This window comes from Bacillus sp. D48C (assembly GCF_053345735.1).
This window is the reverse complement of sequence record NZ_JBKFAQ010000007.1, coordinates 1-22,444: the sequence shown is the minus strand read 5'-3', so window position 1 is coordinate 22,444 and position 22,444 is coordinate 1. Positions and strand designations below refer to the sequence as shown.

Sequence of the window (22,444 nt, the reverse complement as noted above, 5' to 3'; positions counted from 1 at the left end):
AATTTCTTCATTACTTCTATTATATTATGTAAATTAATATTTAACATTATTAAATGATAAGCATTAATGACTTTCTGGTCAATAAATGTGCTTTATATTATGTAAATACAAAAACCGCATTCTTACTGAAAAGAATACGGTTTTTCATCTATATTTCTTCAATTGTAAAATTTAAAAACTCAGTCTCAAATCCCTTATTTTTAGAAGGACTACACGTGTAAAAACCTATTTTAATAGGCTCATTCCCTATATCCTCCATTAAATGAGTGATTCTTATTTGTTCCCATTGATGGCTCTTTTTCACATATATTGTATAATCACCACGTTTTCGAATAATTCGAAAACGAATTTGTTGCTTAGCTTCTTCAGTTGGATAATCTTGCGTTGACCAGTCAGAATATCCATTATTCGTTACGACAGCACCTAAGTGAGATGGCCCTTCAGGGATATATTCTAAAGATGTTTTTAGCCAACAGTTCTCCGAAATCATAACAAAAAGACCTGCTTGATCGAATTTTGAATTTGGATTCATACGTAACTGAACTTCAGCTTGAAAGTCTGTCATCATCTCATTATAAAATACATGACCATTCATTACTTCAAAACCATAATGTGTTTTAAGCCAAAAATCAGTTTCTGCTTTCGAACGGACAATAAACGCATGATTGTCATTAATCTTATAGTATTCAGGTACATTCATTATAGTGAGTTGCTCAATACGTTCTGGTATATACGATGTATAAAGCATTTATATAGACATTTAAAACTCCGCTAATACTGGGAATTTATAACCTTTAAAATCTAACTCTTTATCACTTCGAACCATTAAATACTTACTAGACTGTAATTCTGTAAACTGTACATCCTCAATCCCTAATTGATCTGGAGAAAAATAAAATTCGATTTCCGTAAACCTTTCATTGATTTCTCCACATATTTCATCTAAAACCGGAAGTACTGGCGCAAATACTCCAAATAATTTCAACTTTTCATTGTCTACTTCATAAACGATTAAAGCATCTAGTTTCTCTGAATAATACAATTTCTCATTCCATTCCGAGTCATACATATTCAAATAAAATGAAGGACGGAAATTTAAAGTTGAAAAATTATTTGAAAGTCTTTGGCCACTATCAATAGTTTCATGTATTAACTGTCTATTCTCTACATTATAGTAATCTAATTTTTTAAGTAGTGAATCGTTATTATTGTTTTTATCGTATGGTATAGTCATCAAATATTCCTGCACAACTTTAAATCCAAACGCTGTATATAGTTCAGGTTTTTCCGTAAACAATAATGTACATTCACATTTCTTATCGATTTCTTCTATCATTTTACCCATTAATTGTTTCATTAGCCCTTGTCTACGGAAATTAGGATGTGTCATTACTGATTGAATACCCGCCGCATTTATTTTTTCTCCATTAATTAATAATGGGAGTGAAAATGCCGCAACATTTGCAATCACTTTATCTTCTTGTAAAAATGATAAAGCTTTATATGTATCATCCCAATACCCTTTATCCGAAAAATCATTCAATGTTTGAGTTGTAATTTCAAACACTTCTTCAAATAAAGGAAATAACTGCTCTCTTTTCGGTTCTTCTATTAGAAGACTTGCCATTTTTTCAACATTCCCCATGTTGTACCTCCAAATGTTAAATTCCATTAAATTAGATATACTTATATGACCTACTCTTAAAAATAGAGGTCTTACCAATCAATATACTATCATAAAACATAAAAAAAAAGTCTAATTAATTTTATGTTTTGACTATTTGAAAATAAGTCGAATAAAACAATATTAAGATTTTTGGATATTAATTAGTTTATTATATAAAAATAGCGCTTTCTAATTAGCTTTTACTAATAGAAATACACTATTTATAATAAAATATTTTTAGTCTTTTATCCCTTCAAGTCTTTCCTTCGTATTAATTTCTTCTCCACTTATACGCTTTTCAAAAGACTTTCTCCAACTACTTGAAAGTGCATTTACTTCTAATATCCTTTTTATCCCTTCAATATTTTGTTTTTCCTTGTGCATGATACGGTTAGCAAACGCTACTGAAACACCTTTTGGATCAGACTGTAGTCTTTTTAATGTATCGACTGATGATACCCATCCTTCTTTTAATACGCGAAAATAGAATCCTGTATATCCTGTTTCTTGAAAATATAGTGGTAACTTTGGAATATTATATTTTTTTGCTAATTTAAAACAAGGTTGCCTTGGTTGTGTTACCTGTACGATTGCCTGTCCTAGCTCAAACGTATCACCAATACAAACATCCTCTTCGCGCATACCACTAACTGTTATATTTTCTCCAAAAGCCCCATATACAAGATCTTGATTCAATTCTTGTTCCCAGTATGGATAGTGATCACCAGTATAAACACAAACTGCTTTATCTACTCCTCCATGATGAACTAAGTCCGCCTGTCCATCTCCATTAAACTTTACAAAGGATAAATATACCGGTTCCTTTACTTGTTTCTTATTTATGCCTGTATGAATTACTTTTCCGCCGTATGTAACCTCTTTTGGTAATCCTATATTTAAAGATAATAATCGATATTCATTAGCCATTCTATTTCCTCCTTTAAAGGTGTTACATGTATTTTCTCTCGATTAATTTTTACAACCCTCTCTGCTATATAAAGATGATTATAAAACCTCTAAAATCATTGTTCAATTCAATTATTTATATAATAATGATAGGTATAACCTATTATTATACTTGAGGTGATTTCAATCGAATTACGACAACTTGAATACTTTTTAGCTGTTTCAAAAGAATTACATTTCACAAAAGCAGCTGAGAAATTAAATATTTCACAGCCTTCACTAAGTCAACAAATACGTGCATTAGAGCATGAAGTAGGAATGCCACTTTTCGATCGAATTGGTAAAAAAATATCTTTAACTGAAGCAGGGAAGATTTTATTATCACATTGTAAAACCATTTTTCATGAAGTCGAACAAGCTCGTTCAGCCCTTCAAGACCTAAACGGATTACAGCAAGGTTCCTTAACAATAGGGGCTTTGTTAACCGTCGTAAATTATTTACTACCACCAGCTATTTTAAATTTCAATAATTTATATCCCAATATAGAGCTTTCTGTATTAGGGCTTCGTACAGGAGATATTCGTGAAAAATTATTACAAAACGAACTAGATATCGGCATTACATTTCTCCCGGTGCAAGATAAAGAAATTATCTCCATCCCTCTATACAAAAGCGACCTTACATTGGTCGTGCCAACTGGTCATCGATTAGCTAAACGTAATCATGTATCTATTACTGAACTACAGAACTACCCTTTAATTCTTTTACCTAAAAATTTCTTTTTAACCGAACTAATTACATCTCATTGTCAAAAATTCAACTTTAGACCAAGACCAATTTTAGAAATTAGTACGATGGAATCTTTAATCCAAATGGTTTCTAAAGGAATGGGAATTACAGTGTTACCACAACCATATATAGACTTTTTACAAAATAAAAACATTCAAGCTATTAAAATAGAAAACCCTACTCCAATAATTGAAATAGGGCTTATTTATAGAAAAGATAAATATATGTGTGCTGCCACTCGAGAATTTATTGAGCAACTACAAATCACAGTACGTTCTTTCCAAAACTAAACAAAAGAGATTGTCCTATGAAATCGTTTCACAACGATCTAGTAGAATAATCTCTTTTCAAAAAAGTAAACATTGCATGTAAACTCTTATAAATTTTAATGTACCTTTTTAGATATTGGAATATATTTTGTAAAATATGCACCAACTAGCAATAATACAATTGAAAATAACCAAGTAAAAACACCGCCAAAATGAAACCAATATGCAAACATATTTAATATTGCGAGTGAAAAGAAACAAATAGAAGTTAGCGCACTTTTCAATCCTTTTATCTCGGATTTTTTTCTCTTTTGATAAGCAATATACATCGCAATAACAAGAAAAAAGATAAGAACAAATGGTAACATAACTTTTAGCATTGGTAATCCCTCCAGTGTATATGCACTCTTTATATTACCATCTTATCCCATTTATCTTTTAGGCATCAATTTATTCTTATCTTCCCTCCAAAAGTCAGTATAAGTTTTATTTTTAAAGTTCACATTCACCTCAGAAAACGGCATACTTCCTCCAACTTTCAATGAGTACAAACCTGGAAATCATTAACGATTCCCCAATTTTTCAAACTATATTAAAGTATCCCCTTTTCCACTAAAGTCTCTGCGATTTGAACTGAATTCCAAGCCGCACCTTTCAATAAATTATCGGAAACAATCCAGAGGTGGAATCCGTTTGGCGTATCAGGATCTTTACGTATTCTTCCGACAAATGTATCTATTTTCCCTTCTGCATATAATGGCATTGGATACAGCTGTTCACTAGGGTTATCCTGCAAAATAACACCTGGTGCATCCATTAATACTTCCTTAATTTCCGCAACGGTTGCTTCTTTTTCCAGTTCTATATAAACCGATTCTGAATGCCCTGATACGACTGGAACACGTACACAAGTAGCTGCCATTTTCAAGTTTTCATCTTCTAATATTTTCTTCGTTTCTTGAATCATCTTTACTTCTTCAAAAGTAAAATCATTGTCTGTAAATATATCTACTTGAGGCAGTACATTAAACGCTATTGGATAATGTTTTTTATCTTTTTTCGCCGGTAATATATCACTTTTCACTTCTTTACCAGCAAGCATAGACTTAGCCTGCTCTTGTAATTCATGAATCGCATGAATGCCAGAACCCGATACAGCTTGATATGTTGAAACGATAATTCTTTCTAAACCGAATGATTTTCGAATCGGCTGAAGTGCAGTTACCATCTGTAATGCTGAACAATTTGGAACTGCAATAATACCTTTATGCCGCTCTAAAGTATGCGCATTCACTTCCGGAACAACGAGCGGTACACCTTGTGCCATTCGGTACTCACTTGTGTTATCAATTACAATCGCACCACTAGAAACTGCATGAGTTACAAATTGTCTAGATACTTCTCCCCCAGCACTAAAAAAGGCAATATCTACACCTTCAAAGCTAGTTGTTTTTGCCTCTTGTATAATTATCTCTCGTCCTTTGAATCTTACTTTCTTACCGGCGGATCGTTTTGATGAAAGCAATGTAACTTCAACTATATTAAACTTCATTTCATTCTCTAACAGTTCAATAATTTTTTGCCCTACCGCACCTGTAGCCCCAACAACAGCTACATGATAGCCCTTTTTGATCATCTTTTCTCCTCCAATATCACTTGAATGAATATTTCCACAATTTTATTTTATACGGAATTTAATCATTTGGAAAATTAAAATACATGATATAATCATTCACAAATCATGATAATAAAAGAGGGATCGCTTATGGAAATGAGACATGTTAAAACATTTTGCGCCATTGTGAAGTATGGTAATTTTTCTAAAGCTGCTCATGCGCTAGGTTATGCGCAATCTACTGTTACAGCACATATGAAAGCTTTAGAGAACGATTTACATATTCCTCTTTTCGATCGGTTAGGGAAAAAAGTGCTACTTACAAAAGCAGGTCATCAATTTCATCCTTATGCATTAGAATTACTTGCAATATATGAAAAAGCGCAAGAAATCCCCCAAAATACAGATTATTTAGAAGGTACATTAAGTATTACATCTAATGAATCATTAGCGGTATACCGATTACCACAATTATTACGTACTTACAAACAGAAAAATCCGAAAGTAAATATCGTACTTGAAACAAACACAAATGAACAAGCATTACAAAAATTACGTGAAGGAGAAACAGACGTTGTCTTCATAATTGGAGAAAGTATAGAACATAATGATTTTATTACGCGTACTTTTAGTAATGAAACATTTGGATGGATTTTACCAGCTTATTCCGCTGCACACGCAAATCCATTCCAGTTATTACAGGACACCCAGTTCATTTTTACAGAACAAAGCTGCGGCTATAGGCCAATGGTAGATCGTTTTTTACGTCAAAGTGGAAATATTCCAGCTAAAACATTTGAAACTTCCAATGTTGAAGTCATTAAACAATCCGTTATGTGTGAATTAGGCATTTCAATTCTTCCTTATATCGTTGTACAAGAAAGTTGCCAAAAAGAACAACTATGTTTTCAGCCTATCGAAACTCCAACCATTATTCAAAGTCATGTAATCTATCATAAATCCAGATGGATTTCCCCGGTATTACAGTCGTTTCTTTCCTTACTTGAACGAGACTAAAATATTAAGACGTACATATAAAAAGAGTAATTGCCTAATAAGCAATTACTCTTTTTCATTAATTAGTATACTATTTATTAGTCTGTCCCCCGCCTGCAATTAATTTACTACCTGAATATGTACCTTTGTTCATAAACACTTGATTAATTAATTCTTTTTGCTCAGCTTCCGACATTACTCCTTTTCCTTCTCCTAAATTCCCGCTTTGTAATTTCCAAATCTTATTGTGATCTGCATCAACTTTTTCATATTTTCCTTGTTTCCATCGTTCTAAAATTTCTACATATGTACTTCCCTGTACAAGATCATTACTCTTTACAATATCAATTAAGCTTTCAATCCGCTCTTGTGTAATAAAAATATAGCCCCACTTTTGATCAGCTTTCGCTTTTTGATGTGCCATTTCATGTAATGCTGTCTGTATGTTCTCATCTGTCCATTTAAAATTTTTATTAAAACCACTATTCGGCAATGAATAATTGCCATTTTCTAAAAGCTTTGCATCTTCTGCTTTTACATTACTATCAGCTAATACTTCTACTGCTGGAGCAGCTGGTGATGCCTTTTTCGCAGCTGGTTTACTATTATTTAAATAATACAGCATACCATATGTTAAACCTACTCCAATTACCGCCATACCAGCTAGAATACCTATTATTTTAAATAGTGTTTTCATCGCGCTTGTTTCCTCCCAAATATCTCTGTTCTTACTACCTAATTACTTCTTATATAAAAACTGTTCCTTCATTCAAAATATCGCATCCCATCCCCTATCATATTATTTATATATACTTCCTCATATTGTATTTCTTTTTCTTTAAAATTGAAAGATTATTCTGTTAAATATTGAAAATATTCTACAAATTTTCCCTTTATATTTATAAAGAAACAAAAAACAACGAGCGCGATAAATAACACTCGTTGTTTTTACTTTATGCACGATTTTCTTTTAACCACTTCGTAATAGCATCTAACCTCGAAACATCAAAACGTCTTTCTTCACAAACATTTAAACTGTTTAAATTCTTTACAATTTCTATTTCATTCGATTTTACACTTTTCGCCTCAATTAATTTACAATACCCATCTGTAACAGAATTTAAATTTTCATAATAACACTGAAACGATTTTGATATATGTAAATGTTTTTCAAAGTTTCTCCTTCTTTTCGTTTCATCAGATACTTTCCGCTTTCTAAGTTCTTCATCGTTCGTATATAAATAAAAATATTGATCCGGAAAACCAATTTCCCTATTTATCATCTTTTCTTTATAAAAATTTTCTATTAAAGATAATGGCTGATTAAATAGATCAAAATGAAAACACCAATTATAACTAAGTGGCTGATATATATCGCCATCGAGTATTACTAATTCATATTGCTCTGACTTCTGAACAGCTATATTCCAGCGCTCAACTTGTTTTTCAAAATACCATGTTCTATGTTCATTTTTTGGCCTTTCAAATAAAGAATTGACTTCAGGTATTATATAAGCACCATAATTCTTTTCTAATTCACGGCACGTGGTACTTTTACCAACAGCGCTTGCTCCCTCAAATGCTATTATCCCCATAGTTTCTCCCTCTTTCATTAACTAAAATTTCGTTGTTTCGCTTTTCTTCCCCATAACTTTCTCCATAAAACAATTGAAGCGACAGTGAGCATGATTGTTGTAATGATACTACCTTCAATTCCGAACGTGCCTCCATGAAGGAATTCGGGGCCATTTGTTGCAGGTTTAAATAGCGGAGTTGAATATATGGTCATCCCGCTAACTGCAAAACCGTAGACGTTATATTGTGCCCAATTCCAAATGGAATGCCATGCGCAAATCCCCCACAGACTACTGTCTTTTAAAACGTAAAAAGCTGCAAATACACCAACTAATATTATATTCGATATTGAAAGAATTGTAATACCTGGATTAAGTAAATGAAGAAAACCAAATAAGAAAGATGTCACAACAATCCCAACCCATATACGACTTCTAACAGAAAGAACCGAGAATAACCAACCTCGTACAATAATTTCTTCCGTTGCCCCTTGTATTAAAAATGCAACTAAAGAACCTACAATACCCAATATAGCGGTTACTGTAATTTTTTGTATTTGTAATGTTACAACTCCTGCTAATAGGAGTAAAATTACTGGTATTGAAATGAAAACAAATCCTATTAATGTACCTCTCAAATATTTTCTTATCCATTGATTTCTCCAAAAACCAATGGATGAAAATGATCTTTTCTCTACAAATCTAATCCATAAAAACACAAAAAATATTGCGCCGCCAAACGTTAATATCATCTCAATGTCGCTATAAATCGCCTTCATAAAAGTTGTTTCTGCTTTCGGTAAAATCAGCATAAACAACATAAATAATTCACCTAAAGTTAAAAATATAATCGCGAGTATGACAGCAAAAACAGGATGAACTTTTCTTCTTCCTTCTTTTGCTGCTTCAATTATTTTAAATTGTTTATTTTGCAATATTCTATCCTCCTAATTATGGTACTCATCAGCAATATTAAAATAATATTTAGCCTTTTATTTAAACTTATTTTTTCATATAAATGATTTTTGTTTGGAATAAATCCAAATTAGGAATAATATATAAATAAAAGAGGTGCCTTTGTGCCTTTACTATTATCACCCAGATTACTCAGTGGTATTACCAGCACTTGCTATTTCCCACCATTTGTTGTAAGATAGTAATTAAGGTCAATTTAACACTATATTTTCTTTGCATATTATCAAGTATCAATCAGGGACAGTTTGTACTCCTTATGGGTTTTTGATAATATGTGAAATTTTATTTTCATTCAAATAAGGCCGATCATATTGTAATTTTTCTACTTTTAGGAGGCATTACCATGACATTAACAGGTAAAGTAAAATGGTTTAACAGCGAAAAAGGTTTCGGTTTCATCGAAGTTGCAGACGGTAACGACGTATTCGTTCACTTCTCAGCTATCACTGGCGACGGCTTCAAGTCTCTTGACGAAGGTCAAGAAGTTAGCTTCGAAGTTGAAGAAGGTAACCGCGGACCTCAAGCTAAAAACGTTGTAAAGCTATAATTCAAACAATAAAAAGGTTGTTACCAGCAAGGTTAACAACCTTTTTAATATATAACTAAAATTTTTTACATAAAAGGAGTGGTTACATGTATCGCAATCGAAAGAACGATGTAGCAGAAGTACCACCAGAACAAACCCCTGTTTGGGAATGTGAATCAGAGGATTGTTTAGGATGGATGAGAAAGAACTTTTCATTTGAAGAAGAGCCTAAATGCCCTTTATGTAAAAGTAGCATGAAAAGCGGAGAACGTTTATTACCTAAATTAGGTTAATTTATAATAAAAAAAACCTCTTTTAATTAAGAGGTTTTTTTATTATAAATTTATGTCCTCAACATCAGTTCGCACTATAGAATACAATAATGCATCGTGTTGCTTATTTCCTTGATGAATATATCCGCGCAATAGCCCTTCCTTTTGGAAGCCAATTTTAGATAACATTCTACAAGAAGTAACATTTTCAGGATATGTAATAGCTCCAATTCTAAACAAACCTAAATCTTTAAATCCATAATCAATAATTTCTCCAGCTGCTTCTGAAGCATAACCATTTCCCCAATAGCGAGGATGCAGATCATATCCAATCTCAGATCGTTTACTCCATAATTGTAAATTGTTTAGTCCAATTGTTCCTATTAAAACGTTCGTTTCTTTTAACACAATTCCCCATCGTATTGCCTTTTTCTCAAAGTAATTTTTTGAAAAAGATTCGATCATACGTGAAGCTTGTCCAAACTCCGTAAAAGAATTCATACCGTAGTAACACGTCACTTCATCCAATGAAAAGATTTCATATATTTTTTGACAATAAGATTGTTCTATTTCAACTAAACGTAAGCGTTCTGTTTCTAATATAGGAAATGCCATAGGATCACTCCTTTCTCTCTACTCATTCATTATATCAGAAAAAATATGTATAATTAGTAAAGTCCTTATTGTTCCATAAATCAAACATTTCTAATGGCACATTCTCTCTTAATTCTATATACACGAATTAGATACCTTCTGATTGCACCTCAAACATGACGCTATAATTTCCATAAATCGAATTTTAAATTATCAAGAACTGTAAAGAAATTGTTTCTTCATTTTCTCCTTCTAAACAACCAACCTACCCCATACATTTATGGTAAAATATAGTTAATATATTATTTTATTGTGGAGGTGTAAATTTCCTATGTATATATTCATCGGCTTATCCCTCTTACTCATATTACTTATTTTTTTATTCGCAAAAAAATTCACACCAAACTCATTCATGATGACTAGCTTTAAAGGCAATAGCTTTAAGACATTTTCAATCGGTATTTTAATCGCTGCCATACTCTCACTTTCATATGGAACTTATCATGTAGTAACATTTCAACCTAGTTATTTAGATATTAAATTTAAAAATCAAAACTACACTATTTTCGGTAATGTAGGCGAATTCGGTTATTTCTCCGAAGAATTATTAAAAAAAGATACAGAAGTTCAACTATATTTCGTCTCTTGGAAAACAAGGCAGTTAAAAAATCCGGTAATACTTATAGAATATCCTTCAGGAAAACAAGAAACATGGGAGCCAAATATCGTATCAATACCGATAAATAAGTTACAAGAAAAACATGATATAAAAGATATTTATCAACTATCACCGTATTCATTTAAAGAGTCTGGAGAAATAACATTAACAATAAAAGAAAACAATGTAAAAAACAATACAATTTCCATTCAAATAAAATAAATAAAAACTGTTCCTCCATTTTGCTGAAGGAACAGTTTTTATTTATTCTACAGTATTATTCATTTAATGTAGCCATTATTTCATTGGCTATATTCTTTCCATTTCCAATACACGCACCAATTCCGACACCATAATATGAGGCACCAGCTAAATATATATTTGGATAAAGATTCGTCATTTTTTCTTGCAATGCTTGAACCGCTTGATTATGTTCTAAATGATATTTCGGCATTAAATCTTTCCAATTTGTAACTTCGACTACTTCTGGTTCACCTTTAATTCCGAGACTCTTTTCAATATCATATAAAGCTACTCGTACTAATTCTTCTTCACTATAATTTTTGATTGTTTCATATACCGGATTGGTGCTCTTATAAAACATTCTTACCAATAATTTTTGTTTACCGGATGTATGTTTCCACTTTCGACTTGTCCATGTACAAGCATCACAATGTAAATCACTGTTTTCCGTTACAATAAATCCTGTGCCGTCAGCTGGTAGTTGTTCATCTAGTATGTCAAATCCTAAGTAAATACTTATAAGAGATGAGTTTTTAAATGTATTAAACTGCTCATTTAACTCATTAGACTGTAATAAAGTTTGTGCTATATCATGCGGAGCTGCTAAAACAACATAATCAGCTTGTATTGTTTCATGATTTACAAAAGAAATCTCATATCGATCTTCTTGTTTACTTACAGCCGTCGTTATAGCACCTTTTTTTACGACAGTTTCAGTAAGCACTTCTTCTAAGCGATTAATTATCGTAGATAGTCCACCTTTAAATGATACGAATTTTTTATTTCCTGCTGATTGAAATTGTTTTTTATTCTCTTCAAAACCTTTAATAATACTTCCATACTTATTTTTATAATCCAGTAAATACGGTAATGTAGATGCCATTGTAAGCTCATTCAATTTACCAGAATATACGCCTGAAAGTACAGGAGCAATTTGTCTTTCCACTAACTCTTTCCCTAAGAAACTTTCTAAAAATAGAGCAAGTGATGTATCTTTCGTAAACTCTTTATTTTTCGTTATGAAATCTTTTAAAGCTACGATTTTCCCTTTCGTTGAGACTAGCGTACTGCTAAACAAAGACTGGGCGCTCATCGGTATCCCAAATATAGTATCAGAAGGAATCGGATGTAACATGTTTTCAGAATATATGTAAGAAATACCCGTTTCATTATATACCATTTCATCTTCTAAATTTAAATCTTTTACAAGTGGCATAACATATTCATTACGAGCAACGATTGAATCCGCTCCTGACTCCATAATGAAATCCTTTTCTTCCACACTATGGATTTTACCACCTAAATACTCTTCTTTCTCAATAAGAATTAAATTTAAATCGATATTATAATCCTTTTTTAATTTTTCTAAATAAAACATAGTAGAAAGTCCCGTTATACCTCCACCGATAACAACAACTGTTTTCATATGTGCTGCGCTCCTAACCGATACAATTAATAATTCCTTTTTATTATAACCAAAAGTCCTTATATTCGACTAGCAAGTTGCGCATTCTGTAAGAAATTAGACAATATATTTGAATATATTTTCAAATTACCTAATAAAAAAGAACTATAACATATACAAACCACGTCATAGTTCTCTTTATTTTAAAAACATAAAGTAATTGATTAATTTGTCTAGTTCTTGACTCAATGCCAATACTTTTTCATGTTGAATTCCATAATCCGATACTAAATATAAAAGTTCTTCTTTTTTTATTTCAATTACTTTTTCTAATTTCGCTAGTTCCATGTCGTTTTACATCTCTCCAAAAATAAAATGTATGTATTTCAGTATAGCCTACTTACATAATTAGTAAAAGTAAAATACGCATGTAAAATCTTACAAATTTGAAAAAATAATATACTACTAACAAAAAAGAAACTAGATTAAGCTCCCTCTTACAGATTATTGACGTTCATTAAGAATTAATAACATACCGGAATTTTTCTAATGTTATATCTTTATAATCTGGAGCTCTCTTTATATGATTAAAATAACTATATGAGAATTTAAATACATGACCAAAATCCCAATCGAATTCACTATAGTCTTTTATCCAAAATATATTTTCAGTTGGTAAAATATTTGCACGTTTAGATTGAATTAAAGGTAATCGATCTATAGGTGAGTGTAAAGTTATTCCCGTATTCAGCTTGAGCTTTTGGCTAGCTCGTAGTACGTATACTAGTTTTAAAAGCGGGCGTATCCCTCGTTGAAATATATCTATATGCCCTAAATCGTACATTATATTAATTGCGTGGGAGTAAGTAAGCAAATGCCCAATTAAATCATGATGCGATTCCGCTCGATAAATACTATTAAATTTCGATAACTCATTTAAAATGAACTGAGATACTTGTGTTGGATTACTCAATTCACTTTTTATCTCATCTTCAAAACTTAATTGTTTTACTTCTTTCGTCGTATAACCAATCCACGATCTACCTGGAATTGTTTTTCGAAATGATAAAATAAGAGTAGTAATCCCTTCAATTGCTTGATTATCGCCCCATTTTTGTAGCTCTTTCATAGCCAATAAACTTAATGACGCATAAATGACGTTATGCCCCACCCAATGAAGTTCATCAATCGTTTGTTCTAAAGATTTTATAATCATATTCTCCGCAATTTGAAAATCTATTTCTTTTTTATCATCAATCATCTCACCAATTTTTTTCTTGTTCAGCATCATCCTTGTTTGCGAATACATATTACGAGCTGTTTCTTCATTAATATTATTATCTTTCATAAAAAAATAACTAGCAATTGCAGCTGCTCCAAAATGCGCATGCCAAATATCATTTGTTTCTTTTTTGCATTGAGAAATAATTGAAAGGCCGCCTTTTAAAATACTTTTGTTTTCCATTTTCTATCTCCCCTAATAAAGTGAAACTTTAATCAGCCCTTACCAATCGGGCATTTATGGGCAGTTAATCCCCCACCTAACTTCTTTACTTTCGCTGAATTTTGAGGGAGGTCTTACTGCCCGTTAATGCAGGATAAAAATCACTATATTTTCACCCTAAAGATGGTGTCAGTACAAATAAAATGTGATTCGATTCATCACTTTTATTCAAAAATCGATGCTTCACATTCGGTGGAATACGTACAACATCGCCTTCTTCTAAAAAATATTCTTTTCCCTCCAATTCCACATACACTTCCCCTTTCATAACAACAGCAATCTCTTCCTTATCTTCATGGGAATAATGGCTTTCTGTTGTGTTTGCTTGTTTATTTAAATCCATCATTAGCATTTCAATACGTGCTTTCATAAAATCAGGTGTTAATACATCATATACAATGTGATTATTGTTTTCCCGATATACTTTTTTTCGATCTTTTTTCTTAGAAATGAGCGAATCTGTATCAATTTCGTTAATAAAAAGTGTAAACAGCGGTACATTTAATGCTTTTGCAATTAATTCCAAAACATTTAAAGAAGGATTAGCATGCCCTCTTTCAATTTGGCTAATTAACGATGTACTAATCCCTGCATAATCAGCGAATTCACGAATTGTCATGTTATTTTTCTTACGGTAACTTAATACCGTTTGTCCAAGCCTATCATGTATCATAGTAAAAATTCCTTTCGTCCATCATAATGCATGTTTCTTTGTCTTTGTGCTGACATACTAAACAAAGGCAAATAATCCTTCCCTATCATCTCTGGGACTTATATACTTACTTTTGTACATTATATCGTATTAAGTTTATTATAATAAACATTCTATCGGAGGGACAAACTTTGAAATCACCTATTCTTTCATATTGCATCTTATTTTTTGGTGTATTCGCCTTATCAACTTCTGCAATTTTTGTAAAATTGGCAGATGCTCCTGCTACAATCATTGCTTTTTACCGATTATTCTTTGCCACACTGATTCTGTTACCGTTATTACTATTTAATAAAAATAGTCGAAATGAGCTAAAAACTTTAACGAAAAAACAATGGGGATTCGGATCCATATCTGGGCTATTTTTAGCTGCACATTATGTACTTTGGTTTGAATCATTACAATATACTTCTGTAGCAAGCTCTACAGTTATCGTAACGCTGCAACCTTTGTTCTCAATGATTGGTGTTTATTTTTTATTTAAGGAGAGATTTACGAAAGGAGCGGTTATTGGTTGCCTCATCGCTATTTCAGGTAGTATCGTTATTGGCTGGCAAGATTTCCAAATTAGTGGAGCAGCTTTATATGGAGATATTTTAGCATTTATCGCTGCCGGTATCATTACTGCTTATTTTTTCATTAGCCAACACGTTCGTAAAGATTTGGCACTTATACCATATTCGGTAATTAGTTATGGAAGTAGTGCTGGCTTTCTTGGCATATTTGCTTTCACGCAACAAGAATCTTTCATCCATTATTCTACACAAACTTGGTTGTGCTTTATTGGATTAGCTTTCATTGCTACAATTTTAGGACAAACCATTTTTAATTGGTTATTAAAATGGATGAGTGCTACTTTAATTTCCATGAGCATTTTAGGAGAAACAATTGGAACTTGTATACTAGCGTACTTTATATTACATGAGACCATTTCTTTACAACAAGGACTAGGAATTACCGTTATTTTTATTGGTTTAGTATTATTTTTATTACAGCCAAATTCTAATAAAAAAGCATGACAGTATACTGTCATGCTTTTAACTATTAATTATGTACAATTAAACCATCCGGTCTAAAACGACTCATCATAATTTCATTAATAAACTTTCCTTGAGCTTTCAAATTCCCTATCTTTACTCCCTCTTCTACAAATCCAAATTTTTCATATAAAGCTTTTGCTTTTGGATTCGTTTCTAACACACCTAGTTCTACTCTCTCTAACATTAACCAATTATCAGCCAGATCAAGCATCTTCGTAAGAAGTACTTTCCCAATTCCTTTATTATGATATTCACTATCGACCCCAATGAATAAATCGCCTGAATGAGATCTTCGTCCCGGACTTTGTGTTAAACCTACAAACCCAACAATTTCTCCATCATATTCTGCAACAAATTCAAATTGATTTGGTGCTAAATTTCGAATTCTATTTTCCATAGCGTCTACACGCATGCTAGGTAAGAAAACCATATACGGTAAAACTTCATCTTGTATACATATACGATGAATTGCTCTAGCATCTTTTATTTCTACTGCTCTAACGTTGATCCCCATCTTTCTCTCCTCCATATAAATAACAATATATTTGTTTGTGTGTATTCTAGAAACGTGTATGAATGACCTTCTCACTCGTATTTCTTTATGTCATTTTCACATAATTATTTCGATATAATACTTATTTTCCTAAAAGATTAACAACTATATGGATATGGTTAACTTTTCACCTTGTTATATAAATTAAGCAAATTTTCAATCAGAATACCATTTAGTTTCATGCCGAATATATCACAATTTTCTATTTCAATATTTTTCAGATTACTATTACTTATGGTGCTACCTTCCAAATCACATTTATCGAATACAATAGGTTCCTTCTCATCTCCGAGACTTGTATTTTTAAATTGTACTCCACCTAAAGTCACCAAATTAAATTTACTGCCAGAAAGATTTAAATCTGCATATGATGACCTTCTAAAATTTATATTTCTAAACTTTGATTGACTTACATTACAATTACTCATATTCGTATTCATTATATTGCTACCAACAAATGAACTGTTTTTTAAATTCACTTGATAATACTCTGTATTTGCTAAATTACAGTTTTCGTATTGACTATTTTTCATATCTTTATTTGTAACTACACTCTCTTTGTTTGAGCTTGTTTTTATTCTTTTCACGTAACAATACTCATCTTCCGATTCAAAAATCATTTGGTAACCTATCTTTTTATAAAAGTGATGATTGTTAATTTGTCTACTAGATGTTTCGAGATCCCAAATCTTTATGTTCGGATATTCCTTTTCTATTAATTTCATAACATGTGATCCAATTCCTTTTCCTTGATAAACAGGATCTACAAAAATACGATCAATTCGACCGTACGACTTACCAGAAATCGTAACTATTATCCCTCCGATTATTTCTTTATCCATGACAACTTTGAAAGAATCCAATTCTTCAATGGAATATTCCATCATTTCAACTGAAGAATATCCTGGCGGTTGAATGTTATAATCAATGACATTATCTTGGCCGTATAGCCATTGTTTTGCTTCTGCATCAAATGTTCTTTTCATTATTTCTGTTAATTTCTCAGCATCTAAAATTGTAGCTTTTTCTATAGATAGCATTGTTGTTTTCCCTTTCATTATTACAAACCAACAACTATTGTGAATTCCATAATTATCAATTCACTTTTATTTTTAATGCTTTTCCCATTATTATATATGGAACATCATTTTTACTTGGATGAAATGGCTCTAATACATTTACCCAATCTAATCTTTCATATAACGAACGTGCTTTTTCATTGTTTATTTGTGTTGTTAAAACACTTGTTCTATTTGAAAGCCCTTCTAGTAATTTATTATGTAATTTCGTTCCAAGACCTTCATTTTGGTATTGTGGGTGAACTGCTAACTCTACAAATTCAAAACAATCTTGTAACCATTCGTCTACTTGCTCTAGATGTAACGCTTCTCTCATTAATTGATTATAGTACTGTCCCTCCATTGAGCGATAACCATAAGTAAAGCCAACTACTTCATTTTCATCATTTATTGCTACTATACCTTTAAAACCTGTATATTCTATATGCCTATTCATTCGCTCGATCATTTCATTGAAATTTGTTTTCTCAAATACTTTACAATACAATTTTGCCATATTCCCAATTAAGATTTCATCTTTTTCAATGCTTAAGAATTTCACTTTATTCCCCCCTATTAAAACATTTATATCCTTAAATTTTTAAAAACAAAGAAAATTAATACTAATCACTCTCTTTACTATTAAACTACAAATCACCCTATATTTTCCACAATTACTTAGTATTAATGAATAAAAGAAGAGACCATGTAATATCAACATGTTCTCTTCTTTTATTCATTTTCAATTTTATCCCGCTATTTGCCGGACAGTAAGACCCCCACCTCAAAATTCAGCAAAAGCAAAGAAGTTAGGTGGGGCCCTGCTGCCCGTGAACGCCCGATTGGTGAGGGCTGACCCCCCCCCACTGATTAAAGTTTCACTTTATATAATTAAAAATTAGATATTACTTAAGCCACTCGTTGCAAGTATTACTTAACTGCTGTAAATCTTCTATAAATTGACTCGCATCATATCCATCACAAACCGAATGATGTACTTGCAATGAAACTGGTAGCATAACCTTATTTCCTTCGTTAAAATATTTCCCACAAGTTATAATTGGCAATAGAAATTTTTCATCATTATTAATATTAAGATTAAATCCAGTAAAACTAGTCCAAGGTATGCTAGAAATCGGAAATACATTAGGCGGAATATTTTCTTTCGTGAAAAGACCATGAACATTAGCATAGCATCTCATATCGTCTTCATAATTTTTATAGAAAGTGCGGAAATCACTTGAATAATCCGTCCATATACTTGAAAAAGACTTATCATCTTTATGAAAGATTGTATAATTCGGTATCATTTCCTCCCAATAGCCTAAAACTCCTTCATCGTTAAAACATGTTCGAAATTTTTTATGATTATTTACTACTCTAGAAATTAAATATATAAAAACGGGATAAAATTTTATTCCCTTTTGATATACTTCCTCTAATAACATCGTGATATCAACATTCACAGTCATACTAAATGTACATTTCAACTTTAAATAATGCTCAAAATACTGCTCTCTATTCCAATCTTCTCTATCAATTACATGGAACTTCATTCTAATAGCCTCCTAAAATTTTCTTTTTATTTTAGAAGGCTAATTCCCTTGCTTTCACCATAATTGTTCACTCCTAACAGTGTACATTTCACCCTAATTATTTATTTAATTATATAACATATGTAAGAATCAATTCACATATTTCTGGAAATCCATCCACATACTATAGATAAATCAAATGAAATTTGGAGGATACATACATGAATAACAAAAATATGAATAAAAAAGAAAATGTTACTGAAAACACTACATCTATTCAAAATAATAATACTGCAAACCTTACTACCGAAGAACAAGCAATGAACGGCTTATACGGAATGCCCGAAACAACAATTGAAGATGCTGATCACGCTTCAGCTGATGATTTGACTTCAAAAAATTAATTAACTACATTGAAAAAGCCAAGGAAAATATCCTTGGCTTTTTCAACTATGCATCCACCTTTTGTATTTCTTCACTCTTTCTTGAAAGTTTACCTGGCCAAAAAGCAAATCGGCCTAACACAACTGTAATTGCGGGTACAAGTAACGGTCTTACGATAAACGTATCTAGTAATACGCCAATTGCAGTTACAATACCAAATTGAACTAATACTTGAATTGGAAGTGTACCTAACACTGCAAAAGTTCCTGCTAAAATTAAACCTGCCGATGTAATAACACTACCTGTTTGTATTACACCATTTTTTACTGCATCCAAGTGATTTTGTGTCTTTCTGTTTTTCCATATTTCTGAAACCATAAAGATATTATAATCTTCACCTAAAGCAACTAAAAATACGAATGCGTACAACGGTATCGCACCTTGAATGGCCGGCGCTCCCATACCGTAATGAAGCAATATCCATCCTGCTCCTAACGCTGAGAAGAATGATAAAACGACAGTTACAATTAAATAAATCATCGCAACAACCGATCGTAAGTAGACAAGTAATAGTAAAGCGATAATGCTAATCATTACTGGAATAATTACTGATTCATCACGTTCAGTAATTTGCTTTGTATCATATAATGAAGCTGTTTCTCCACCAATCCACAATTGATCTTCAGTATTACGAATCCCAGCATCTTTTAATACTTTTTCTACATTACTTTTCAATTTAGGAATTTGATTTAACGCTTCAATTGAGTATGGATTTTCCGCTAAAGAAACTTCATACATTTGTATTTGCTTATTTTCTTTTCCCTCTTTTGGCTCTTTCACTGTATTTACGAAAGAAAATTTCTCTAGTTCTTGTTTAATAGGAAGCTCTTTTCCTTTCGTATCAACAACCACTTTTACTGGTGCTAGTTCACCAGCTGAGAAATGATCACTAATTAACGTAAACCCTTCACGAGAAGGCATATCCTTTGGAAACGATTCTAATAAGTCATATGTGTATTGAATACGTGGTACGAACGAAGCCAATCCACCTAATACAAACACAGTTAGCATAATTATTGTCCACGGTCTTCGTACTACTACATCTCCAAGTTTTTTACTAAAGGAGCCTTTTGATTTTTCAACTTTTACAGCCCTCTTTTTCTTTCTTGCAAACTCCTCATTCATTGAAGTTGTTCTCGGTATAAACGGGAAAAATGCAATCCTACCGAAAATTAATAATAGTGCTGGTAAAATGGTTAAAGCCGCGATTCCCATTATAAATACAGCAACACTAAATGGTACTGCAAATCGATGAAAGGCACCATAATGAGCAAGTAGTAATGTTCCTAATCCAAGTACAACAGTTAACGCACTCATTATTATTGCACCGCCAGAAGCTTTAATCGCAAGTTGTAATGCTTTATATTTACTTTCTTCTTCTAACAAGTACTCTCTATATCTTGAAATTAAAAATAGACAATAGTCCGTTCCAGCACCAAACAATAATACTGTCATAATTGATATTGCTTGGGCATCTACTTTAATCCATCCGTGATCAGCTAAAAAACCGAGTGTAGGACTAATGATACCGTATGCAAAGCCAACAACAAGTATAGGTAAAATTGCTAAAATTGGCGAACGGTAAAGCAAAATTAATAGGACCAAGACTAATAATACAGTAGCCACTAACAATTTCACATCTGCTTGACTAAATAAACTAACTGCATCCGTTTGAATACCTACAGGCCCAGATAATCGAACATGTAAACCAGATTCACTTATTTTTTGTTTAAATGGATCTTCATCCACCTTACTATTCACTATTTTTTCAAGTTTTTCCAGATTTCCTTTTAATATATCCGTACCAGCAGATTTATTAAAGAATACCGGTGTAACAAATGATGTACCATCTTTTGATGCACTTTTTGATAATACTTGCTCTGGAATTGTATCAAATGGCGGTAACGTTGATTGTTCTTTTAAAGGACTAGCTTTTAACTCTTTATAAACGTCTTGTATGAGTTTATAATCCTGTGACTGTAATCCACCATCTCTATACCATACTACTAACAATGGATTCCCTGTATTATTCGGAAACTCTTTTTTCATAAGCGCTTCCGCTTGCTGTGACATAGCTGTTTCAGGTAAATTTTTTGGATTCGGTTCTTTCGTACTGTTTACTTGTGGTAACGTAAATGAAAGTAATAATGTAATAAGAACCCACACCGATAAAGTGATCCATTGCGTATTTTTCCCTGCTACAAGCCTCCCTAACATATGTAACGGGTGCTTTTTCATAAAAACCCACCTTCCTTTTTTCCTCCATTATTAATTATATATACTGGTCGGTTAATTAATCAAGAATGATTGAAAATTATGTTATAATTATCTCAATCATAAATGTCAGGAGCGAATGTATTTGGAACAAAAACAACGTCCTCTCGGAAGGCCGCGTCAAAATAAAAATACAAAATCTACAAAAGAAACCATTTTAGAAGTGGCAACCCGCTTATTTCTTACACAAAATTATCAAGTCGTTTCTATGGATGAGGTCGCAAAAGTTTGTGGTGTTACGAAAGCAACTGTCTACTATTACTATTCAACAAAAGCCGATTTATTTACCGCTACTATGACCGAAATGATGGTACGTATACGCGAAAATATGTCTCAAATACTCTCTACAAACAAAACGTTAGAAGAAAGATTATTAGACTTCGCTAAAGTTTACTTACACGCAACGATGGATATTGATATGAAAAATTTTATGAAAGATGCAAAACTGTCGTTATCTGAAAAACAATTGAAAGAATTAAAAAATGCTGAAGATAATATGTATGAAGTACTAGAAAAAGCACTCGATACTGCGATGCACATCGGAGAAATTCCGAAAGGAAACGCTACATTTGCGGCTCATGCTTTCGTATCTTTATTATCAATTGGGAATTTTAAAGATGAGAATCACAATCCTATTCTTGCAAATATAGATGAATTAGCACAAGAAATCGTTTCTTTTTATTGGAATGGGTTAGGTCATTCATATTAAACTGATTTACTTTAATAAAAGAGCATGTTTATGAAGTGACCCCTAAAAGTTAGACACGGTTATTTCATTAGGCAGCTTGATAAAAGTGAGTCCGGTATTGTACCGGGCTCATTTTTAATTTTGCCT

At 32.0% G+C, this 22,444-nt stretch carries 26 protein-coding genes and 1 pseudogene; 8 read left to right on the top strand and 19 right to left on the bottom strand.

Annotated elements, in window-relative coordinates; all coding sequences use genetic code 11:
* Positions 1-148 precede the first annotated feature (148 nt).
* The 3 genes from ACLBXA_RS17725 to ACLBXA_RS17715 all read right to left on the bottom strand — a co-directional run bounded on the left by ACLBXA_RS17725 (position 149) and on the right by ACLBXA_RS17715 (position 2,593).
* Positions 149-748, bottom strand: a complete 600-nt coding sequence (locus tag ACLBXA_RS17725) for a DUF1349 domain-containing protein (protein WP_044783932.1) — start codon at positions 746-748, stop codon at positions 149-151.
* A gap of 12 nt (positions 749-760) precedes the next feature.
* Positions 761-1,645 carry a GNAT family N-acetyltransferase gene (locus ACLBXA_RS17720; protein ID WP_000528682.1) on the bottom strand — a complete coding sequence of 295 codons (885 nt, stop codon included), beginning with the start codon at positions 1,643-1,645 and terminating at the stop codon, positions 761-763.
* A 258-nt stretch (positions 1,646-1,903) separates the two neighbouring features.
* The gene (locus ACLBXA_RS17715) at positions 1,904-2,593 is read right to left on the bottom strand and encodes an MOSC domain-containing protein (protein WP_001263005.1); all 690 of its coding nucleotides are present in this window, start codon (positions 2,591-2,593) and stop codon (positions 1,904-1,906) included.
* Between the two features lie 156 nt (positions 2,594-2,749).
* Here ACLBXA_RS17715 and ACLBXA_RS17710 point away from each other — a divergent pair, with 156 nt between their 5' ends.
* Positions 2,750-3,652: a LysR family transcriptional regulator gene (locus ACLBXA_RS17710; RefSeq protein ID WP_000623400.1), complete on the top strand. Its 903-nt coding sequence runs from the start codon at positions 2,750-2,752 to the stop codon at positions 3,650-3,652.
* Positions 3,653-3,747: 95 nt separating this feature from the next.
* Here the strand turns inward: ACLBXA_RS17710 and ACLBXA_RS17705 are convergent, their stop codons facing one another.
* The 3 genes and pseudogenes from ACLBXA_RS17705 to ACLBXA_RS17695 form a co-directional block, all read right to left on the bottom strand.
* On the bottom strand, positions 3,748-4,011 hold the full coding sequence (locus ACLBXA_RS17705) for a hypothetical protein (protein ID WP_000921855.1): 264 nt from the start codon (positions 4,009-4,011) through the stop codon (positions 3,748-3,750).
* Between the two features lie 51 nt (positions 4,012-4,062).
* Positions 4,063-4,179 (bottom strand): annotated as a pseudogene (locus ACLBXA_RS17700) (C45 family autoproteolytic acyltransferase/hydolase); the annotation flags it as partial.
* A 44-nt stretch (positions 4,180-4,223) separates the two neighbouring features.
* Positions 4,224-5,267 carry an aspartate-semialdehyde dehydrogenase gene (locus ACLBXA_RS17695; RefSeq protein ID WP_000591706.1) on the bottom strand — a complete coding sequence of 348 codons (1,044 nt, stop codon included), beginning with the start codon at positions 5,265-5,267 and terminating at the stop codon, positions 4,224-4,226.
* A 129-nt stretch (positions 5,268-5,396) separates the two neighbouring features.
* Here ACLBXA_RS17695 and ACLBXA_RS17690 point away from each other — a divergent pair, with 129 nt between their 5' ends.
* Entirely contained in the window at positions 5,397-6,263 is an 867-nt protein-coding gene (locus ACLBXA_RS17690) for a LysR family transcriptional regulator (protein WP_000425889.1), read from the top strand.
* A 70-nt stretch (positions 6,264-6,333) separates the two neighbouring features.
* On the opposite strand, the gene ACLBXA_RS17685 is transcribed toward ACLBXA_RS17690, so the two are convergent.
* The 3 genes from ACLBXA_RS17685 to ACLBXA_RS17675 all read right to left on the bottom strand — a co-directional run bounded on the left by ACLBXA_RS17685 (position 6,334) and on the right by ACLBXA_RS17675 (position 8,751).
* Positions 6,334-6,939, bottom strand: a complete 606-nt coding sequence (locus ACLBXA_RS17685) for a PRK06770 family protein (protein WP_000853597.1) — start codon at positions 6,937-6,939, stop codon at positions 6,334-6,336.
* A 256-nt stretch (positions 6,940-7,195) separates the two neighbouring features.
* Positions 7,196-7,855 carry an AAA family ATPase gene (locus ACLBXA_RS17680; RefSeq protein WP_003309476.1) on the bottom strand — a complete coding sequence of 220 codons (660 nt, stop codon included), beginning with the start codon at positions 7,853-7,855 and terminating at the stop codon, positions 7,196-7,198.
* Positions 7,855-8,751, bottom strand: coding sequence for a CPBP family intramembrane glutamic endopeptidase (locus ACLBXA_RS17675; RefSeq protein ID WP_001180192.1), 897 nt, complete (start codon positions 8,749-8,751; stop codon positions 7,855-7,857). Before ACLBXA_RS17675 ends, ACLBXA_RS17680 begins: the two co-directional genes overlap by 1 nt.
* A 383-nt stretch (positions 8,752-9,134) precedes the next feature.
* On the opposite strand from ACLBXA_RS17675, the gene cspD reads away from it, so the two are divergent.
* The gene (gene cspD / locus ACLBXA_RS17670; protein ID WP_000176366.1) at positions 9,135-9,338 is read left to right on the top strand and encodes a cold-shock protein CspD; all 204 of its coding nucleotides are present in this window, start codon (positions 9,135-9,137) and stop codon (positions 9,336-9,338) included.
* Between the two features lie 86 nt (positions 9,339-9,424).
* Entirely contained in the window at positions 9,425-9,610 is a 186-nt protein-coding gene (locus ACLBXA_RS17665; RefSeq protein ID WP_000286203.1) for a cold-shock protein, read from the top strand.
* A 42-nt stretch (positions 9,611-9,652) separates the two neighbouring features.
* Here ACLBXA_RS17665 and ACLBXA_RS17660 read toward each other — a convergent pair whose 3' ends face one another.
* Positions 9,653-10,204 (bottom strand): GNAT family N-acetyltransferase, encoded by a 552-nt coding sequence (locus tag ACLBXA_RS17660; RefSeq protein WP_000885387.1) that lies wholly within the window; start codon positions 10,202-10,204, stop codon positions 9,653-9,655.
* Between the two features lie 310 nt (positions 10,205-10,514).
* Between ACLBXA_RS17660 and ACLBXA_RS17655 the strand changes: the two genes are divergently transcribed.
* The gene (locus ACLBXA_RS17655) at positions 10,515-11,063 is read left to right on the top strand and encodes a hypothetical protein (protein ID WP_000275242.1); all 549 of its coding nucleotides are present in this window, start codon (positions 10,515-10,517) and stop codon (positions 11,061-11,063) included.
* Positions 11,064-11,118: 55 nt separating this feature from the next.
* Here ACLBXA_RS17655 and ACLBXA_RS17650 read toward each other — a convergent pair whose 3' ends face one another.
* From ACLBXA_RS17650 to ACLBXA_RS17635, 4 genes are all read right to left on the bottom strand, one after another.
* Positions 11,119-12,510, bottom strand: coding sequence for a protoporphyrinogen oxidase (locus ACLBXA_RS17650; RefSeq protein ID WP_000860361.1), 1,392 nt, complete (start codon positions 12,508-12,510; stop codon positions 11,119-11,121).
* A 177-nt stretch (positions 12,511-12,687) separates the two neighbouring features.
* Positions 12,688-12,837 carry an aspartyl-phosphate phosphatase Spo0E family protein gene (locus tag ACLBXA_RS17645; RefSeq protein WP_000417698.1) on the bottom strand — a complete coding sequence of 50 codons (150 nt, stop codon included), beginning with the start codon at positions 12,835-12,837 and terminating at the stop codon, positions 12,688-12,690.
* Between the two features lie 169 nt (positions 12,838-13,006).
* Positions 13,007-13,954, bottom strand: coding sequence for a hypothetical protein (locus ACLBXA_RS17640; RefSeq protein ID WP_000428903.1), 948 nt, complete (start codon positions 13,952-13,954; stop codon positions 13,007-13,009).
* Positions 13,955-14,105: 151 nt separating this feature from the next.
* The gene (locus ACLBXA_RS17635; protein WP_000581034.1) at positions 14,106-14,666 is read right to left on the bottom strand and encodes a helix-turn-helix domain-containing protein; all 561 of its coding nucleotides are present in this window, start codon (positions 14,664-14,666) and stop codon (positions 14,106-14,108) included.
* Between the two features lie 170 nt (positions 14,667-14,836).
* Here ACLBXA_RS17635 and ACLBXA_RS17630 point away from each other — a divergent pair, with 170 nt between their 5' ends.
* On the top strand, positions 14,837-15,724 hold the full coding sequence (locus ACLBXA_RS17630; protein ID WP_000841798.1) for a DMT family transporter: 888 nt from the start codon (positions 14,837-14,839) through the stop codon (positions 15,722-15,724).
* Between the two features lie 25 nt (positions 15,725-15,749).
* Here the strand turns inward: ACLBXA_RS17630 and ACLBXA_RS17625 are convergent, their stop codons facing one another.
* The 4 genes from ACLBXA_RS17625 to catA form a co-directional block, all read right to left on the bottom strand.
* Positions 15,750-16,259, bottom strand: coding sequence for a GNAT family N-acetyltransferase (locus ACLBXA_RS17625; RefSeq protein WP_000512614.1), 510 nt, complete (start codon positions 16,257-16,259; stop codon positions 15,750-15,752).
* A 158-nt stretch (positions 16,260-16,417) separates the two neighbouring features.
* Positions 16,418-17,356: a GNAT family N-acetyltransferase gene (locus ACLBXA_RS17620; RefSeq protein ID WP_098832557.1), complete on the bottom strand. Its 939-nt coding sequence runs from the start codon at positions 17,354-17,356 to the stop codon at positions 16,418-16,420.
* 37 nt (positions 17,357-17,393) lie between these two features.
* Positions 17,394-17,918 carry a GNAT family N-acetyltransferase gene (locus ACLBXA_RS17615; protein ID WP_000670761.1) on the bottom strand — a complete coding sequence of 175 codons (525 nt, stop codon included), beginning with the start codon at positions 17,916-17,918 and terminating at the stop codon, positions 17,394-17,396.
* A 343-nt stretch (positions 17,919-18,261) separates the two neighbouring features.
* Positions 18,262-18,912: a type A chloramphenicol O-acetyltransferase gene (gene catA / locus ACLBXA_RS17610; RefSeq protein ID WP_000668530.1), complete on the bottom strand. Its 651-nt coding sequence runs from the start codon at positions 18,910-18,912 to the stop codon at positions 18,262-18,264.
* Positions 18,913-19,112: 200 nt separating this feature from the next.
* On the opposite strand from catA, the gene ACLBXA_RS17605 reads away from it, so the two are divergent.
* Positions 19,113-19,295: a DUF4021 domain-containing protein gene (locus tag ACLBXA_RS17605; RefSeq protein WP_447617347.1), complete on the top strand. Its 183-nt coding sequence runs from the start codon at positions 19,113-19,115 to the stop codon at positions 19,293-19,295.
* A 46-nt stretch (positions 19,296-19,341) separates the two neighbouring features.
* Here ACLBXA_RS17605 and ACLBXA_RS17600 read toward each other — a convergent pair whose 3' ends face one another.
* Complete coding sequence (locus ACLBXA_RS17600) at positions 19,342-21,573, bottom strand: MMPL family transporter (protein ID WP_000716584.1); 2,232 nt, start codon at positions 21,571-21,573, stop codon at positions 19,342-19,344.
* A gap of 121 nt (positions 21,574-21,694) precedes the next feature.
* Here ACLBXA_RS17600 and ACLBXA_RS17595 point away from each other — a divergent pair, with 121 nt between their 5' ends.
* Entirely contained in the window at positions 21,695-22,318 is a 624-nt protein-coding gene (locus ACLBXA_RS17595) for a TetR/AcrR family transcriptional regulator (protein WP_000436036.1), read from the top strand.
* Positions 22,319-22,444: the final 126 nt, after the last annotated feature.

Excerpts from the sequence above, each read along its gene's own strand:
- ACLBXA_RS17715 (WP_001263005.1), bottom strand. The coding sequence starts at position 2,593 with ATGGCTAATGAATATCGATTATTATCTTTAAATATAGGATTACCAAAA.
- cspD (WP_000176366.1), top strand. The coding sequence starts at position 9,135 with ATGACATTAACAGGTAAAGTAAAATGGTTTAACAGCGAAAAAGGTTTC.
- ACLBXA_RS17650 (WP_000860361.1), bottom strand. The coding sequence starts at position 12,510 with ATGAAAACAGTTGTTGTTATCGGTGGAGGTATAACGGGACTTTCTACT.
- ACLBXA_RS17645 (WP_000417698.1), bottom strand. The coding sequence starts at position 12,837 with ATGGAACTAGCGAAATTAGAAAAAGTAATTGAAATAAAAAAAGAAGAA.
- ACLBXA_RS17620 (WP_098832557.1), bottom strand. The coding sequence starts at position 17,356 with ATGAAAGGGAAAACAACAATGCTATCTATAGAAAAAGCTACAATTTTA.
- ACLBXA_RS17640 (WP_000428903.1), bottom strand. The coding sequence starts at position 13,954 with ATGGAAAACAAAAGTATTTTAAAAGGCGGCCTTTCAATTATTTCTCAA.
- ACLBXA_RS17695 (WP_000591706.1), bottom strand. The coding sequence starts at position 5,267 with ATGATCAAAAAGGGCTATCATGTAGCTGTTGTTGGGGCTACAGGTGCG.
- catA (WP_000668530.1), bottom strand. The coding sequence starts at position 18,912 with ATGAAGTTCCATGTAATTGATAGAGAAGATTGGAATAGAGAGCAGTAT.
- ACLBXA_RS17705 (WP_000921855.1), bottom strand. The coding sequence starts at position 4,011 with ATGCTAAAAGTTATGTTACCATTTGTTCTTATCTTTTTTCTTGTTATT.
- ACLBXA_RS17725 (WP_044783932.1), bottom strand. The coding sequence starts at position 748 with ATGCTTTATACATCGTATATACCAGAACGTATTGAGCAACTCACTATA.
- ACLBXA_RS17680 (WP_003309476.1), bottom strand. The coding sequence starts at position 7,855 with ATGAAAGAGGGAGAAACTATGGGGATAATAGCATTTGAGGGAGCAAGC.
- ACLBXA_RS17690 (WP_000425889.1), top strand. The coding sequence starts at position 5,397 with ATGGAAATGAGACATGTTAAAACATTTTGCGCCATTGTGAAGTATGGT.
- ACLBXA_RS17665 (WP_000286203.1), top strand. The coding sequence starts at position 9,425 with ATGTATCGCAATCGAAAGAACGATGTAGCAGAAGTACCACCAGAACAA.
- ACLBXA_RS17655 (WP_000275242.1), top strand. The coding sequence starts at position 10,515 with ATGTATATATTCATCGGCTTATCCCTCTTACTCATATTACTTATTTTT.
- ACLBXA_RS17605 (WP_447617347.1), top strand. The coding sequence starts at position 19,113 with ATGAATAACAAAAATATGAATAAAAAAGAAAATGTTACTGAAAACACT.
- ACLBXA_RS17720 (WP_000528682.1), bottom strand. The coding sequence starts at position 1,645 with ATGGGGAATGTTGAAAAAATGGCAAGTCTTCTAATAGAAGAACCGAAA.
- ACLBXA_RS17625 (WP_000512614.1), bottom strand. The coding sequence starts at position 16,259 with ATGGGGATCAACGTTAGAGCAGTAGAAATAAAAGATGCTAGAGCAATT.
- ACLBXA_RS17660 (WP_000885387.1), bottom strand. The coding sequence starts at position 10,204 with ATGGCATTTCCTATATTAGAAACAGAACGCTTACGTTTAGTTGAAATA.
- ACLBXA_RS17685 (WP_000853597.1), bottom strand. The coding sequence starts at position 6,939 with ATGAAAACACTATTTAAAATAATAGGTATTCTAGCTGGTATGGCGGTA.
- ACLBXA_RS17600 (WP_000716584.1), bottom strand. The coding sequence starts at position 21,573 with ATGAAAAAGCACCCGTTACATATGTTAGGGAGGCTTGTAGCAGGGAAA.
- ACLBXA_RS17635 (WP_000581034.1), bottom strand. The coding sequence starts at position 14,666 with ATGATACATGATAGGCTTGGACAAACGGTATTAAGTTACCGTAAGAAA.